12 protein-coding genes are annotated in these 17,260 nt (G+C 39.0%); 11 read left to right on the top strand and 1 reads right to left on the bottom strand.

The window, feature by feature from the left end:
- The 10 genes from ACIQCO_RS13590 to yihA form a co-directional block, all read left to right on the top strand.
- On the top strand, nucleotides 1-893 hold an 893-nt coding region (locus ACIQCO_RS13590), incomplete at its 5' end, for a reverse transcriptase domain-containing protein (protein WP_400429277.1).
- Between the two features lie 528 nt (nucleotides 894-1,421).
- Nucleotides 1,422-2,351: a hypothetical protein gene (locus tag ACIQCO_RS13585; RefSeq protein WP_400429274.1), complete on the top strand. Its 930-nt coding sequence runs from the start codon at nucleotides 1,422-1,424 to the stop codon at nucleotides 2,349-2,351.
- Nucleotides 2,352-2,786: 435 nt separating this feature from the next.
- Nucleotides 2,787-4,946: an AIPR family protein gene (locus ACIQCO_RS13580; protein ID WP_400429271.1), complete on the top strand. Its 2,160-nt coding sequence runs from the start codon at nucleotides 2,787-2,789 to the stop codon at nucleotides 4,944-4,946.
- A 292-nt stretch (nucleotides 4,947-5,238) separates the two neighbouring features.
- A complete protein-coding gene (locus ACIQCO_RS13575; protein WP_400429268.1) occupies nucleotides 5,239-5,481 on the top strand; it encodes a hypothetical protein in 243 nt (80 codons plus the stop codon).
- Nucleotides 5,482-5,790: 309 nt separating this feature from the next.
- Nucleotides 5,791-6,816, top strand: a complete 1,026-nt coding sequence (locus ACIQCO_RS13570) for a tetratricopeptide repeat protein (RefSeq protein WP_400429265.1) — start codon at nucleotides 5,791-5,793, stop codon at nucleotides 6,814-6,816.
- A gap of 169 nt (nucleotides 6,817-6,985) precedes the next feature.
- Entirely contained in the window at nucleotides 6,986-8,263 is a 1,278-nt protein-coding gene (tig, locus tag ACIQCO_RS13565) for a trigger factor (protein ID WP_400429262.1), read from the top strand.
- A 374-nt stretch (nucleotides 8,264-8,637) separates the two neighbouring features.
- Complete coding sequence (gene clpX / locus ACIQCO_RS13560) at nucleotides 8,638-9,894, top strand: ATP-dependent protease ATP-binding subunit ClpX (protein WP_400429260.1); 1,257 nt, start codon at nucleotides 8,638-8,640, stop codon at nucleotides 9,892-9,894.
- 481 nt (nucleotides 9,895-10,375) lie between these two features.
- The gene (lonB, locus tag ACIQCO_RS13555) at nucleotides 10,376-12,067 is read left to right on the top strand and encodes an ATP-dependent protease LonB (protein ID WP_400429257.1); all 1,692 of its coding nucleotides are present in this window, start codon (nucleotides 10,376-10,378) and stop codon (nucleotides 12,065-12,067) included.
- Nucleotides 12,068-12,270: 203 nt separating this feature from the next.
- Nucleotides 12,271-14,598: an endopeptidase La gene (gene lon / locus ACIQCO_RS13550; protein ID WP_400429254.1), complete on the top strand. Its 2,328-nt coding sequence runs from the start codon at nucleotides 12,271-12,273 to the stop codon at nucleotides 14,596-14,598.
- On the top strand, nucleotides 14,595-15,176 hold the full coding sequence (gene yihA / locus ACIQCO_RS13545; protein WP_400429252.1) for a ribosome biogenesis GTP-binding protein YihA/YsxC: 582 nt from the start codon (nucleotides 14,595-14,597) through the stop codon (nucleotides 15,174-15,176). Before lon ends, yihA begins: the two co-directional genes overlap by 4 nt.
- A gap of 29 nt (nucleotides 15,177-15,205) precedes the next feature.
- Here the strand turns inward: yihA and ACIQCO_RS13540 are convergent, their stop codons facing one another.
- Complete coding sequence (locus tag ACIQCO_RS13540; RefSeq protein ID WP_400429250.1) at nucleotides 15,206-15,694, bottom strand: LiaI-LiaF-like domain-containing protein; 489 nt, start codon at nucleotides 15,692-15,694, stop codon at nucleotides 15,206-15,208.
- A 212-nt stretch (nucleotides 15,695-15,906) separates the two neighbouring features.
- Between ACIQCO_RS13540 and hemA the strand changes: the two genes are divergently transcribed.
- The gene (gene hemA, locus ACIQCO_RS13535; RefSeq protein WP_400429248.1) at nucleotides 15,907-17,250 is read left to right on the top strand and encodes a glutamyl-tRNA reductase; all 1,344 of its coding nucleotides are present in this window, start codon (nucleotides 15,907-15,909) and stop codon (nucleotides 17,248-17,250) included.
- The last annotated feature ends 10 nt before the right edge of the window (nucleotides 17,251-17,260 follow it).

Raw genomic sequence — 17,260 nt, 5'->3', positions numbered from 1 at the left:
ATGACGGACACGATTGGGTAGTAGACATTGACCTTGAAAGATTCTTCGATACAGTTCATCACGATAAACTCATGCGAATTATTGCCAACACAATAAATGATGGTGATGTCATCTCGTTAATCAGAAAATACTTAGTCAGTGGAGTCTTGGTGAAAGGGAAATATGAAGAAACACCAGTCGGGACTCCGCAAGGAGGAAACCTTAGCCCACTATTGAGTAATATTATGTTAAATGAACTCGATAAGGAACTAGAGAAAAGAGGACTACGGTTCGTGAGATACGCTGATGACGCTCTCATTTTTGTAAAGAGTGAAACAGCCGCAAACAGAGTGATGAAATCAATCGTGAGATTTATAGAAGAAAAACTAGGATTAATAGTCAATGTGGAGAAGAGCAAAATCTCTCGCCCAAAAGATTTAAAATTCTTAGGATTTGGGTATCATTACGATATCAAAAACAAGAGGTATCATGTAAAACCCCATCTCATGTCAATACAGAAATTTCAAAGGAAGCTCCGAAAACTAACAAAGCGTAATTGGAGTGTACCGCTAGACTTCCGAATTTTAAAACTAAAACAAGTCATACTTGGGTGGGTCAATTACTTTAGAATTTCAAATATGAAAAAAGCGCTGACTACGATAGATAAGAAGCTTCGCTCCAGAATTAGAGTTATCATCTGGAAGCAATGGAAGGTATCACGGAAACGAATCAAATCGCTTGTTCAATTAGGGATTCCTGAAGAAGAGGCGAAAGGATTAACTTTCTGTCGAAGAGGTTATCGGTATATCGGATTATCGAAAGTCGTACAAAGAGCAATCTCAAATAAAAGACTAAAGCAGAGGGGACTTCCTTCTGCTTTAGAACATTATCTAAAAGTACACACTGTAATATAAATTGAACCGCCGTATACGGAACCGTACGTACGGTGGTGTGAGAGGGGCGAAAATAATTAATTATTTTCCCTCTACTCGATTTGCCATAGAATAGGAGTCCCTCCTTCGCAAGAGAGGCACGCTCTTTATTTAGGCATTCGCCGTACTGTACATGAACTTTTAGTATAGGAAGCTGACAAGTGCCAACTTATGTATCTTTTTTCCTATATTTATTTTGGTGACGGTTAAACGCTAACGAAAGAGAGGTAATATAAACCTGTTATTCCAAACACGTTAAATCAAATAACCATCTATTAGGGAAAAAGGGGTTTAAGTAATAACAATTGAAAACAGAAATGGTATTCGTTATTAAATGATGGGAAATCCCCCCCTTTTTTTTCAATTTCCACTAATTCTAAGGAAATAAAATGTTAATTTTCAAAAACTATTATATAATGGGATATGATAATGTATGTATTAATTATTTAAATATTATTTAAGGTCAAAGTGATGTCGTGTTAATGAATCTAAAGGGGGGAGTCGAAAAAAGTGAACAATGGTAAACTGAGTGGTCTAAAATCATTTATTAATAATCCATTAGGTATAATTGGTTTATTTCTGGTACTTGTAGATGGTATTGCAGCATTTGTTATTATTCAATCTAAGTTAACGTACAGTTTAAATTTAATAATAGTATTATTTATAGTCTTATTTCCAGTGTTTGTATTGTTAATATTCTATAATCTTGTTACGAAGTATCATAAAAACCTGTATGCCCCATCGGACTATAAAAACGATGAGACTTTTTTAAAAACATTTGATCACAGTTTACAAACTACTGTAGATATACCTGTTAATGAATTCTATAAAAACATGTTAGAAAATGAAAGAGACAATAATAAAGAACTCGTGAAAATTGTGGAAAATTTGGAGGGACAATTAAAAGAACTGGTTAGTAAAGTAAATGGTATTGAAATCACAGATGTGGTAGGAGAAGAGAAAAAGCAAGAAATTAGCAAAATGAGTAAAAAAATAGTGAATGCTGTAGATTTATTAAAAAACGAGCAATTTTTAATATCAGTAAATGCCAAACTTCGCAACTCAAAGGAATTGGAAGGGCACTTCCAAAAATTAGGGTTCAAGACTGAGTTATATGATAATAACATTAAAAAAGAAAAGGATGCGCAAGAAAGTATTTGGTTAGGACATAAGGTCCCTATCGAAACAGTTAAAAGTGTGATAATAAAAGCACATAATTTTTATCCGCATATAAAATATATACATTTAAGCAATGATAATATGGATAAATATACACCGGATTATATTCATAATCAAATATTTATTGGTGGTGCTACTTCAGCAGCTAAAAGATTCAATCTAACGCCTTTAAGTTCGGATGATTTCGAGAAAATAAAAACATTTAACAACTTAAAAGAACTCCATTCTTTTATAAGAAGTTTTTATCAATCAACTATTTGAAATAGTTGAAAAGAAATAATGCTTTTACTAATCTGATACTATTAAGATTCTATAAGTTAGTTAAAGGATACAAAGAGACATGCGAGCCAAAAGTGGTTCGCTTTTTTGTTTGTATAAGATTACAGGATGCCACCCCTTTGCAAGAGCGACCCCACCCTTGATTTATGCAATACGCCTGGTGCAACACAAATTTAATAGTCAAAACTCGCAATCTTTCTGTACCCCTTTGGACTAGGTTAGATAAGGCTAGGCTAGGTCTGGTGGATAAGGTATAGTATGGGTTTAATTATTGTGGCATTTGCTTAACGCAGATGCTTTTTTGTTTCTGATGAGATTGTTTATATGGAACTTAAAGTGTAATAGTAAAATTAAGGGGGCAAATTCAAATTTTGATGGTAAAATAGTAGTAAATAGGGAGTGGAGGTGCTTAATTTTATGCTACTAGGTATACATAAAGAAAATATAATAGAGAATTTTGTTACAGATGTATTGGAAGAAATGAATGAATCAGATAGAACACTTGATGCTTCTTACACTAGAGTATCGGCAAAATGGTTAGGTTACGATTTAGAGGAAGATTTTTTTGTGGATGGATCCGGTGATAGAGGATTAGACTTTTGGTATCCTACAGATTCTGGTTTTGATTTATTTCAGGTTAAAACACAGGAAACCACTGACCCACAACACATAAGTAATATTACCTATGATAAAGCTGGAGTAATGGATTTAATAAGGATTAAGACATATTTAACAGATGAAGAGGGGATTCCTGAACATAATGAGAAATTAAAAAAATTCAAGGACAGATGGACCCATATTATCAGTTCAAAAAGATTAGCAGAAAAAGAGAACAACTCTGAGAACCTCCCAATTACTGTGAATTTAAGTTTGATTGTTATTGGGGAGGGACTTACAAAACAAGCATATGATGAATTTGAGGCGTTCAACCGGACTTTGAGTTCTCCTGTTCAATTTTGTGAAAACGTTAATATTGAATTCAGGACGAATATAATAAATATCACAGATATTATTGAGGCAAGATGGCGTGAAGATAACAGAGAGTGGAAAAATATTAATGGAAAGAAGCAAGATTGGATTGAATTACGCTGTGATAACGACCAAATTCTTAATAATTCCTTTAGTGCAGTGTTCTATTGTCCGGCAATAGATTTAGTATCTGCGTATAAAAACTTTGGCTATCAATTGTTTGAGCCAAATGTCCGTTGTAATATAAAAAAATCAAAAGTAAATTCTGCAATAAAAAAGTCAATCCAGCATAGATCTTCCAGAAAAGAGTTTAGGTATCTAAATAATGGAGTTACTATTATTTGTAAAAGTTATGGAACCCCTTCGAAAAATCGAAAATCATTTAAGGTGACTGAGCCGGGAGTTGTTAACGGTCTTCAAACTGTGATTTCTATTACGGAAGCTTACAATACCTTATCTAATGATGAAAAAATAGACTTTGAAAAAAATTGTTTTGTAATGGTAAGGATTTTGCTTACAAATGCCGTGAAAAACGTGGATCAAGTTGTTAGGGCAACAAATACACAAAATAAAATGGAACCAAGGAACCTTCTATCGAATAATCCTGAACAGATACTATATGAAAAACTATTTGCCGAGTTGGGTTGGTTTTATGAAAGAAAGCAAGGCGCTTGGGATGCTTTCGCAACGGATCCAAAAAGATGGAGTACACTTAATAATAAAAGGAAGTCTGATTTTTTAATTAATCCTAAGAATTTAGGGTCTAAGGCAAGAACAGTTGATAATGAAAGCATTGCTCAAACCTGGATGGCATTTATTGGATTTTCCGAGGAGGCTGTTCACGAAAAATCGAAAATTTTTGATAGGGAAGATTGGTATAATCTGGTGTTTATGCATCGACCACAACAACATGGTTATGATTTTAAATATCAGCTTCAAACATTTGAACAAAATGCAATTAATGTCGCACCTACTCCCGAACTTTTACTTGTTTCCTATCTAGTTAGAAACTTCGCTAGGAATGTAACACCGTCAGCAAGAGAAAACTTCAATTCTGCTTGTACTAGAAATGGCATAGATCCTAGTAAGAAATCAAGAGAAGAGGTTATTGCAGAACTGTCCAAGGATAGTGAGTATCTTTTAGGATTGGCTTTATCAGGAATGTCCTTTAACTTCGTAGAATATTTTGGCTATGCTTTATTCAGATCCCTTGGTAAGAACATTTATCAAAGCGGTCAATCCCTTATGAAAAATGGTGTAATGAAAGATTTATATTTAAAGCAGTCATATAAAGAAGTTAAGAAAATTGTTGAAGAGGAAACTTTTGACTCAAACGATGTTTTATGTGTTATGTGGTATTCATTCCGACAAGTAATTAATGAAATGCTTAGTAGTTTTTGGGCGGAGAGTTTTCGTTCCACAAGTAACAGGTCTAGGTTTATTACCCACAAGGAAACCCGTTCAAAGATTATCCAGGGATTGGAGGACCTTCATAAATATACCTTAAGGACTCAATATACGAAAATATGGGCTGCTGGTATAGAAACTCAAAAGGGCATATTTGGATTTGTACAGGAAAACCTAACCACAACAAAAATTAATGTATAACAGTTATTGGAAATTAAATTTGGATAATTTCAGAAGGGTCGAGAAAAATCAATCCTTTTTTCTTTAGAGAAAGTGTAAATAAAAAAGTCTTTATTGAAAGACACAGTTCAGAGCGATACGCCTCAAATTGCCAAAACACAATTTACAGTAGGGCACAGTGAAGCATATTTTGACGCTGTAAGGAAGCAATCATTGGATGGCATCGTCTTAAAGCGGAAAGACTCTCGTTACGAGTCGGCAAGTAATCACATTCGTGGCTAAGGTAATTAACTACCACTACGCAGAAGCTTTCGTGATTGGATACCTAAAGCAGCCGAAAGACTTTGGATTAGTACTCTCGGACGAGGATGGAAAATATCTAGGAGTAATGGAACTTGGTGTACCACAAAAAGAAAAGGCAAAGGTTTACCGTTCACCTATTGCTAGTAAGTCTGAAGGCATAGCATACATTTCTTCAATCGAGTGTCGTGTAAAATACCGTAATTTAATGAAGTCAGGCGTATTGCGTCTACCTAGTTTTGTAGAGTGGGTTTAGCGACCTTCTCATTTTTTGATGTAATAAGTGTATTTCTACGCTTTTCTTCTATAGATATTGCGTGTTATAATGAAAACGGTCGAAAGTTCGTCAAATGACCGTATCAGTGCACGTTTCAAAAAGCGTACATATAGCGGTTTGGTAGCCGGATAGAGCATACGCCTTCTAAGCGTACGGTCGGGAGTTCGAATCTCTCCTGGGACGCCATACTACATACCAATAACATTTAACTCACTTTTATAGTGAGTTTTTTTTATGTTCCATTTATGCTAAACTATTTTTCAACGACAAGCCAAAGGGCGGATTTTTATGAAGAAACGGGAGCAAGCCAAAAGAATCGACAATCTGATCTTCTTCCCAGGAATGGAAAAGAGATTAACAGATAAGGGCTTAGAGAGCCTGCATAATAAAAAATTTAACGAAGCAATCACTCTTTTGGAAGAAGCAAAAGTGCTGGACCCTGATAATGATGACATTTTAGTCGGACTTGTGCTTGCCTATTTTGAAGCAAGTTCTTTTAAAAAAGCAAAAAAACTTGCGAATGAAATGCTGTTAAAAGGTATTGGCGACTATTTCCAAATGGTGGATTTATATTTAACAGTCCTCATTCAACTGCATGAATACCAGGAAATTGTTGAAACCATTGAGGTTTTATTAGAAGAAAAAGAGATTCCGCCGGATAAACATGATCATTTTTTAACCATCCTTCAATTTAGCAAGCGGATGGCCGAGAATCATCTTCAAGACGGCAGTGAAGAAGAACCAGAAGAAAGCAGCCTCAATAAGTTAAATCTATTTGAAAACAATAATTTAAATGAACAAATGCTCCTTATTTCAGGTTTGGCGGAGAAGAATATCCGCCCATATGTCCCGGAAATTACCGAATATTTAAAAGCTGACAATGGCCATGCCTTTCTCAAAACGATCCTGTTAACACTGTTAAAAGAGCAGGAAATTGATAAAGAATTAGTGGTCAGGAAATTCTCGCTAGAGGAAAAAGTAATTCCTGCTAAACTGCCGGAAGTTAGGGTACAGCCTAGGATGAAGGAAGTAAAGGAGTTATTAGAAATTCACTTAGAAAGTAATAATCCTGTTCTATTTGACAATACAATCGGAATGGTAGAGCGGATTTTTTTTATTAGCTATCCTTTCACGCTAGAACCGGAAAGCCCCGCAGCATGGGCTGGAGCCTTTCAATTACTTGTTGAAGAATACCTTGGCTTAAATCCGAAAATCGGGAAAATTGCGCAGGCATACTCTGTTCACCCGAAAGAAATAGGGCAGGCGGTTGTAAAAATCGAAGAAATTGAGAAAATTTCTTATCCTAATATATAGCCTTTGCTGTTGAAAGAAAGCAAACCTATGATATAATGTAGGGGTTGCATTGTGTAAAAAATATATTTTACATTTAAAAAAATGGAAAAATGGCTTGATGAACAAGACATTTTCCTACTCTAATTCGTCACGAATGATATGAGAATAGATTGTTGGAGGGAAAATAGGTATGACAGCAAAATGGGAAAAGTTAGAAGGAAACCGCGGCGTTCTTACAGTTGAAGTAAGTGCTGACAAAGTTAGCGAAGGTCTAGACGCGGCATTCCAAAAGGTTGTTAAGCAAGTAAGTGTTCCAGGCTTTCGTAAGGGTAAAATGCCTCGCGGAATGTTTGAAAAACGCTTTGGCGTAGAATCACTTTATCAGGATGCATTAGATATTCTTCTTCCTGAAGCATATGGAAATGCAATTGACGAAACAGGAATCGAGCCTGTAGATCGTCCAGATATCGACATCGAGCAAATGGAAAAAGGCAAAGAGCTTATCTTTAAAGCAACTGTTCAGGTTAAGCCTGAAGTGAAACTAGGCGAATACAAAGGTATTGAAGTAGAAGCATTCGATACAACTGTTACCGAAGAAGATGTAGCTAACGAATTAAAAACTCTTCAAGAGCGTCAAGCAGAGCTTGTGATTAAAGAAGAAGGCACTGCTGAAAATGGTGATACTGTTGTTCTTGATTTTGAAGGATTCGTTAATGGCGAAGCATTCGAAGGCGGACAAGCTGAGAACCACACATTAGAACTAGGTTCAGGTTCTTTCATCCCTGGCTTTGAAGAGCAGCTTGTAGGTGTAGCAGCTGGCGAATCTAAAGACGTGGAAGTTACATTCCCTGAAGAATACCATGCGGCTGAACTTGCTGGTAAGCCAGCAGTTTTCAAAGTAACTGTTCATGAAATTAAAGGTAAAGAACTTCCTGAATTAGATGACGAGTTTGCAAAAGATGTTGACGATGAAGTTGAAACATTAGATGCACTTAAAGAAAAAATCAGAACTCGTTTAGAAGACGGCAAAAAGCATGAAGCAGAGCACCACCTTCGCGATACAGTGGTTGAGTCAGCTGCAGCAAACGCTGAAGTAGAAGTTCCAGAAGTAATGGTTGAAACAGAAGTAAACCGTATGCTTCAAGAATTCGAACAACGCTTACAAATGCAAGGTATGAACCTTGAGCTATACTTCCAATTCTCAGGTCAAGACGAAAAAGCCTTACGTGACCAAATGAAGGAAGAAGCTGAAAATCGCGTGAAAATCAACTTAACGTTAGAAGCGATTGCTAAAGCGGAAAACCTTGAAGTATCTGACGAAGATGTAAACTCCGAGCTTGAGAAAATGGCTGGCATGTACAACATGACTGTTGACAACATCAAACAAGCACTTGGCGGTTTAGAAGGTATTAAAGCAGACCTTCAACTTAAAAAAGCAGTAGACTTTCTTGTTGAAAATAAGAAATAACTAAATCAATATGGCAGGGCGCGATTTTAATCGTGCCTTGTTTTATACATTTTTCAAATTACATATTATAATAAGTAGAGGGAAACCTTTTTAACAAGCAGGAAAACGTTCCCTTAAAGGCGAATTAATAATTTCCATACGGCTTTAAGATTTATTTTTAAATATTATGGTTAAGATTAATGAGTACATAGTTTTTTAATTGAGTTGCACAAACAAAATAAGAAAAAAGAAAACATAATCGTGTAAGCTTTTTATTTCCAGTCCATTGGCATCATGTGTTACAATGCAAAATACATACCATTGATAAAAAAGTTTTGTTTGTGTAATTCGCGGGCATTGAATATAGTTTTAACATGTTTTAAGGGGTGAAAGGTTTGTTTAAATTTAATGATGAAAAAGGACAATTAAAGTGTTCTTTCTGTGGAAAAACACAGGATCAAGTTCGGAAATTAGTTGCAGGGCCGGGCGTTTATATCTGTGATGAATGTATCGAGCTTTGCACAGAAATTGTTGAGGAAGAACTTGGGACAGAAGAAGAAGTAGAATTTAAAGATGTGCCAAAACCAAAAGAAATCTGTGAAATTCTCAATGAATATGTTATCGGTCAGGACCAGGCGAAAAAATCGCTGTCCGTTGCGGTCTACAACCACTACAAGCGCATCAATTCCAACAGCAAGATTGATGACGTCGAGCTTTCAAAGAGTAATATTTGTATGATTGGACCAACAGGTAGTGGGAAGACTCTATTGGCGCAAACATTGGCGCGTATTTTGAATGTACCATTCGCAATTGCCGATGCTACATCTCTTACTGAAGCAGGCTATGTTGGCGAAGATGTTGAGAACATTTTATTAAAATTGATTCAAGCGGCTGATTATGATGTTGAAAAAGCGGAAAAAGGGATTATCTATATTGATGAAATTGATAAAATTGCCCGAAAATCTGAAAATCCTTCGATTACAAGAGATGTTTCCGGTGAAGGTGTTCAACAGGCATTATTAAAAATTCTTGAAGGCACAGTAGCAAGTGTTCCGCCTCAAGGGGGAAGAAAGCACCCGCATCAAGAATTTATCCAAATCGATACAACGAATATTTTATTTATCTGCGGTGGTGCATTTGACGGAATTGAGCCGATTATCAAGCGCCGCTTAGGCCAAAAAGTAATTGGTTTTGGCTCAGGTCCAAAGCAGCAGGAAATTAGTCAAAAAGAGCTTCTTTCAAAGGTATTGCCTGAGGATTTACTCCGTTTTGGATTAATTCCAGAGTTTATCGGTCGTCTTCCGGTTATTGCCAGCCTTGAGCAGCTAGACGAAGCGGCATTAATTGAAATTTTAACTAAGCCAAAAAATGCGCTTGTTAAACAATATCAAAAAATGCTTGAAATCGATGAAGTTGAGCTGGAGTTTGAAGAAGATGCTTTGACTGAAATCGCTAAAAAAGCAATTGAACGCAAAACCGGTGCCCGCGGCTTACGTTCAATTATTGAAGGAATCATGCTTGATGTCATGTTTGACCTTCCATCACGCGATGATATTTCAAAGTGTATCATTACAAAGGATACCGTTATCGAAAACAGTATTCCGAAGCTTGTTTTGGAAGACGGAACAGTAATTGAAGAAAAATCAGCTTAATCTGTTCGGGACCTGGCCTTTTGGCTGGGTCTTTTTTGTGGGTTTTTTTCAGTAAATGTCTAATTTGGCAAAACTCCAATCTATGTGTGTTTTCCAATAAATGTCTAAATAGACAAACCCCCTCGAAAAATAGACAAAACCACATGAAAATCCGGCGGCTACTTCCAATAAATGTCTAATTAGCCATAACTCCTTGAAAAGTAGCCAAAACCCTTTGAAAAGTAGCCAAAACCCTTTGAAAAGTAGCCAAAACCCTTTGAAAAGTAGCCAAAACGCTTCGAAAAATAGCCAAAACCCCAGAAAAAGTAGCCAAAACCCCTCAGAAAGTAGCCAAACTAAAAAAACTCTCCAAAAAACACCAGAAGTAAGTCTTAAACCGATTCCCCCGACGGAATTAGTTTTACATTTTGTGGTTTATTCCGCCAATCTGCAGGAAATACTTATTAATATATATTGAGTAAGAAGTGCAGGAGGGAAATGTATGAGTTGGACGGGGATTGCCTTATTTATACAGCTATTTTTCGGGATTATCATCGGGCTGTATTTTTGGAATATGCTGAGAAACCAGCGGACGCAAAAAGTATCCATTGATCGGGAATCCCGTAAGGAAATGGAGCAGCTCCGCAAAATGAGATCAATATCATTAACTGAACCATTAGCTGAGAAAGTTCGTCCCACAAGCTTCAAGGATATTGTAGGACAAGAGGATGGCATCAAATCATTAAAAGCTGCCCTATGCGGACCGAATCCACAGCATGTAATTATTTACGGACCGCCAGGCATCGGGAAAACAGCAGCTGCCCGCCTCGTATTAGAGGAAGCAAAAAAGAATCAGAAATCACCCTTTAAACCAGCCTCTGTTTTTATCGAATTGGACGCGACAACCGCACGATTCGATGAAAGAGGAATTGCCGACCCGCTAATCGGCTCTGTTCATGACCCGATTTACCAAGGGGCAGGAGCGATGGGCCAGGCGGGGATTCCACAGCCGAAACAGGGAGCAGTCACCAACGCCCATGGCGGTGTTCTATTTATCGATGAAATTGGCGAATTGCACCCGATTCAAATGAACAAGCTGTTAAAAGTATTAGAGGATCGCAAAGTTTTTCTCGAAAGTGCCTATTATCACGAGGAAAATAATCAAATCCCGACACATATCCATGATATCTTTAAAAATGGCCTGCCCGCCGATTTCCGCTTAATTGGGGCTACAACAAGGACTCCCAGCGAAATTCCACCGGCCATTCGTTCCCGTTGTATGGAAGTTTTCTTTCGCGATTTAACGCAGGAAGAAATCGTGAGTGTCGCAAAAAAGGCGGCTGAAAAGGTAAATCTGCAAATAAATGATACAGGCGTGAATACCTTGTCTACATATGCGCGAAATGGGCGTGAGACGGTTAATATGATTCAAATTGCTGCCGGACTTGCCATTACGGAAGACCGGACGTATATTAAAGACGAAGATATCGAGTGGGTCATCCATTCGAGCCAGATGACACCGCGGATGGAAAGAAAAATAAATGATATTTCTCACGTGGGTCTTGTGAATGGACTAGCTGTTTATGGGCCAAATTCTGGTGCCTTGCTTGAAATTGAAGTGACCGTAATCCCGACTAAGGATAAGGGAACCATCAATATTACTGGTATCGTCGAAGAAGAAAGTATTGGCGGTCAGGGGAAATCGATTCGTCGAAAAAGCATGGCGCGCGGGTCAATAGAAAATGTTATTACCGTTTTACGTTCGATGGGTGTGCCGGCAAACGATTATGATATCCACGTTAACTTCCCGGGCGGGGTTCCGATAGACGGCCCATCGGCGGGAATTGCGATGGCGACCGGGATTTATTCGGCCATTTATAAAATTCCAATTGATAACACGGTAGCGATGACGGGTGAAATCAGTATCCATGGTAATGTGAAACCAATCGGCGGTGTCTATCCGAAGGTAAAGGCGGCACGAAAGGCAGGCGCCAAAATAGTGATCATTCCGGAAGAAAATATGCAAACCATCTTGAATGAGATTGACGGCATCCGGATTGTTCCAGTTACCCATCTACATGAAGTATTTGAACTGGCACTGGTGAATGCCTATCCGAAAAAAGAAACGATTGACTTCGGGAAAAAAGAAGCGATTACCGCCTCGATTGATTTTTCAAAAAAAGAAACGATTTGATCAGAAACTTCGGTTTGTTTTTAAACAAGCAAACCGGAGTTTTTTCGTGCCAAGGAAGAAATCCGATTAGTTGGGGAAAATAAAGTTATAGTGAAAAAGTGAATACGATTTACTCTAAAAATAGACACTTAAAAACAAATAAGATAGAATTGTACAAAGACTAATTCAACAAAAAATTGATTTGTAGATGGAGGTGCAGTATTTTGGCGAATAAGAACGAATTGACCGTCCCCCTCCTGCCGCTTCGGGGATTGCTTGTCTATCCGACAATGGTGCTTCATTTAGATGTAGGTCGTGAAAGATCGGTGCAGGCACTCGAAAAAGCAATGGTAGGTGACCATTTAATATTCTTAACAACTCAAAAAGATGTCTCAATTGATGAGCCTTCCGAAGAGGACTTATACAAGCTGGGAACGTTAACTAAGGTTAAGCAAATGCTAAAACTGCCAAACGGCACAATTAGAGTACTAGTTGAAGGTCTAAACAGAGCGGAAATTGTCTCTATTTATGATGGAGAAGATTATTACTCCGTCCGTATTGTCACCTTTGAGGATTCGGATACAAAAGATGTCGAAGACCAGGCCTTGATGAGAACAATGCTTGATTATTTCGAACAATACATAAAATTATCGAAAAAAATCTCGGCAGAAACGTATGCCTCCGTTACCGACATTGAGGAACCCGGCAGAATGGCGGATATTATCGCTTCCCACCTGCCTATCAAGCTAAAGGAAAAGCAAGAAATCCTAGAGACAATTGATGTTAAACAAAGGGTAAACCGTGTAATTGACACGATCCACAACGAAAAAGAAGTCCTTAATCTGGAAAAGAAAATTGGTCAGCGTGTCAAGCGCTCAATGGAAAGAACGCAAAAAGAATACTACTTGCGTGAACAAATGAAGGCGATTCAGAAGGAATTAGGCGATAAAGAAGGCAAAACAGGCGAAATCGCTGAACTCACGAAAAAAATTGGGCAAGCAGGGATGCCTGAACATGCTCTTCAAGCAGCACTTAAGGAGCTCGACCGCTATGAAAAGGTACCGGCAAGTTCCGCAGAAAGTGCTGTCATTCGTAACTATATTGAATGGCTGATTTCCATTCCGTGGTCAAAAAAGACTGAGGATGATATTAATATTAACCGTGCAGAAAAGATCTTAAATCAAGATCATTACGGCCTTGAAAAAGTAAAGGAACGGGTACTTGAATATTTAGCTGTTCAAAAGCTGACCAATTCTCTTAAAGGGCCGATTCTTTGTCTTGCCGGACCTCCGGGTGTTGGGAAAACAAGCCTTGCGCGTTCCATCGCTACATCGCTTAACCGCCACTTTGTCCGGATTTCACTTGGGGGTGTCCGCGACGAGTCCGAAATTCGCGGTCATCGCAGAACCTATGTCGGGGCAATGCCCGGCCGCATCATTCAAGGAATGAAAAAAGCAGGAACGATTAACCCCGTCTTTTTGTTAGACGAAATCGATAAAATGTCGAGCGATTTCCGCGGGGATCCATCAAGTGCGATGCTTGAGGTCTTGGACCCCGAACAGAATCGTAATTTTAGCGATCATTATATAGAAGAAACATACGATTTATCAAAAGTCATGTTCGTTGCGACCGCTAATAATCTGGCGACCATCCCTGCTCCGCTGTTAGACAGAATGGAAATCATCACCATCGCCGGCTATACGGAGCTTGAAAAAGTTCATATTTGCCGCGATCATTTGCTTCCGAAGCAAATCGCAGAAAATGGACTTACAAAAGGAATTCTACAAGTCCGCGATGATGCTATCCTTAAAGTCGTCCGCTATTACACACGCGAGGCGGGGGTTAGAAGCCTAGAACGTCAAATGGCAACCATCTGCCGGAAAACGGCGAAAATTATTGTTGCAGGTGAGAAGAAGCGTGTCATCATTACTGAAAAGAATCTGGAAGAGTTTTTAGGGAAACCGAGGTTCCGCTATGGAATGGCGGAGGCGGAAGATCAGGTTGGGGTAGCCACTGGTTTGGCTTACACAACTGTTGGCGGCGACACCCTGCAAATCGAGGTATCGCTTTCACCGGGTAAAGGTAAGCTTGTTCTAACCGGTAAGCTTGGTGATGTCATGAAAGAATCAGCCCAGGCGGCCTTTAGCTACATTCGTTCGAAGGCAAAGGAATTGGGGATTGAAGAAGATTTTCATGAAAAATATGATATCCATATTCATGTCCCGGAAGGTGCAGTTCCGAAGGACGGTCCGTCAGCGGGTATTACCATGGCTACGGCACTGGTTTCAGCTTTAACAGGCAGACCAATCCGGCGCGAGGTAGGTATGACAGGCGAGATTACGTTAAGAGGAAGAGTGCTTCCGATTGGCGGCTTAAAAGAGAAAACACTCAGTGCCCATCGAGCAGGTCTGACGAAGGTTATTCTTCCGAAAGACAATGAAATGGATATTGATGACATTCCGGAAAGTGTCCGTAACGAATTGGAATTTGTTCCGGTAACCCATTTAGATGAAGTTTTAAAGCATGCGCTTTTAGAAGGTGGAAAAGAATGAAGGTAGTCAGTTCAGATATTGTAATAAGTGCGGTTAAGCCGGAACAGTACCCGGAAACAGCACTGCCCGAATTTGCGCTTGCTGGGCGCTCAAATGTCGGCAAGTCTTCTTTTATCAATAAGATGCTTAACCGGAAAGGTTTAGCGCGGATTTCTTCCAAGCCCGGTAAAACCCAAACGTTAAACTTCTTTCTTATTAATGAAGTGCTTCACTTTGTCGATGTCCCAGGGTATGGATATGCAAAGGTTTCAAAGACGGAGCGGGCAGCCTGGGGAAAGATGATTGAAACATATTTTACGACTCGCGAGCAGCTAAGGGCCGCTGTTTTGATTGTTGATTTGCGCCATCCGCCGAGCGCAGACGATGTGATGATGTATGAATTTTTAAAGCATTACGACATCCCCTGCATCATTATTGCAACGAAGGCGGATAAGATTCCTAAGGGAAAGTGGCAAAAACATTTAAAGGTAACAAAAGAGACATTAGACCTTGATGCGGGCGACCATATTATCGTCTTCTCCTCTGAAACAGGTGAAGGAAAAGATAAGGCGTGGTCAATTCTAGAAAGCTATATGTAAAAAAAACGCCGGGCGCATGCGCTCGGCGGTTATTTTTTCTTTTTTAGTAGAAAATAGATACCAACAACGATTAACAGCGCGGGCCAAAATTTCCATATGAAGCTCACTCCGTTTTGGAGCAAACCAAAGTATCCGGCAATTTTATCATAAAATAGCAGCATGACTGATAGAATGAGAAAGAGAAAAGCCTGAAACAAGCCATTGCCGGTCTTTTGAAACCGAAGAAAAAATCCAATTGAAATAATCAAGATTAACATGCCGATATTGTTAGTCGGCCAGTACGAGACACGGCCGGCAAGAACGTATTGAAGACCAAAACCAGCCATAATGACACCGGGAAGAAGGGCCTCATAATCCTTAGCCAAATACCCCTGCCCGAAAAAGGCGGCACCAACAATGATAATCAGGGTCGGCCATGTCGAAATTTCTTGAAAAAAACTTATTCCTGTTTCCTGTAATAAAAAATATCCACCAAATCCAATCAGGATAATTCCAGGGAATATTCGCTGGTTTTTCATCGCAAAACACCGCTTCCAGTAAGGTTCACTTGAATCATATCCGTTTTTTTGATACTGTACATAGGGTAGTATATAAACATATCTTATTCAATTTCTAATATTACCACAATAGTTTCATTTTCTGTTCACATTTAGCGGGTAAAAGTCGAAATTGCTCGTGATATAATCTTATTAGTTGAAACTGTATTATTTAGTGGGGGTGTCCTTATCAAATGCATATATTAGTGCTCGGTCTTAATTATAAAACTGCCCCTGTAGAAATCCGTGAGCGGTTGACCTTTAATGAAGCCGATCTTGTTGATGCCATTAAGAAGTTAAACTCCAAAAAAAGCATCCTGGAAAATATCATCTTGTCTACGTGTAATCGAACGGAAATTTATGCGGTTGTCGATCAGCTACATACAGGCCGCTATTATATGAAAGAATTTCTGTCCGAATGGTTCGGAATGGAACAGAAAGAATTTTCGCCATTTTTATTTGTTTACGAAGACGATGGTGCGGTAGAACATTTATTCAATGTGACTTGCGGCTTGAACTCCATGGTTTTAGGGGAAACGCAAATCCTTGGACAGGTACGGACGAGCTTTATGTCAGCTCAACAGGAAGAAACCACTGGTTCTGTGTTTAACCACTTGTTTAAACAAGCAATCACACTAGCGAAACGAGGTCACTCGGAAACAGAGATTGGCGCAAATGCCGTTTCTGTCAGCTATGCGGCTGTGGAACTGGCGAAGAAAATCTTCGGTTCCCTTGCTGGGAAGCATGTGTTGATTTTTGGAGCGGGAAAAATGGGCGAACTCGCAGCCCAAAACTTGCACGGTAACGGCGTGAAAAAAGTAACAGTCATCAATCGGACGTATGATAAAGCAAAGGTGCTGGCGAGCCGTTTTAATGGTGAAGCAAGAACAGCAGCTGATTTGGAAAAGTCATTGGTAGAAGCCGATATCTTAATCAGCTCAACTGGTGCAAAGGACTTTGTCATTTCAAAAGAAATGGTGGCAAAGGTTGAAAAGAAGCGCAAGGGCAAACCGTTATTTATGGTCGATATTGCCGTACCGCGCGACTTGGACCCAAGAATAGCCGAGCTTGAAAACGTCTTTTTATACGATATTGACGATCTAGAAGGAATTGTCGAGTCCAACCTGCAAGAGCGTAAGAAAGAAGCTGAAAAAATCGGACTCATGATTGAAAAAGAAATCGTGGACTTTAAACAGTGGCTTGGAATGCTCGGCGTGGTTCCGGTTATTTCCGCGCTTAGGGAAAAGGCTTTGGCGATTCAGGCGGAAACAATGGATAGCTTAGAGCGAAAACTGCCGAACTTAACGGACCGGGATATTAAAGTATTAAATAAACATACAAAGAGTATCATCAACCAGCTCTTAAAGGATCCAATTTTACAAGCGAAAGAATTGGCTGCAAGACCTGATGCTGAACAGGCGATGGGTTTATTTATGAAAATCTTTAATATTGAAGAGCAGGCCCAGGAACAACATTCGAAAGCAGCCGAAACCAATCAAATGCCGGTTCAAGAAGTTCAGGCTTCCTTTCGGTCATAGAGGGGGCCCC

This window comes from Neobacillus sp. NPDC093127 (assembly GCF_044754175.1).
Taxonomy (GTDB): Bacteria; Bacillota; Bacilli; order Bacillales; family Cytobacillaceae; genus Neobacillus.
This window is presented reverse-complemented; position numbering and strand designations above follow the sequence as displayed.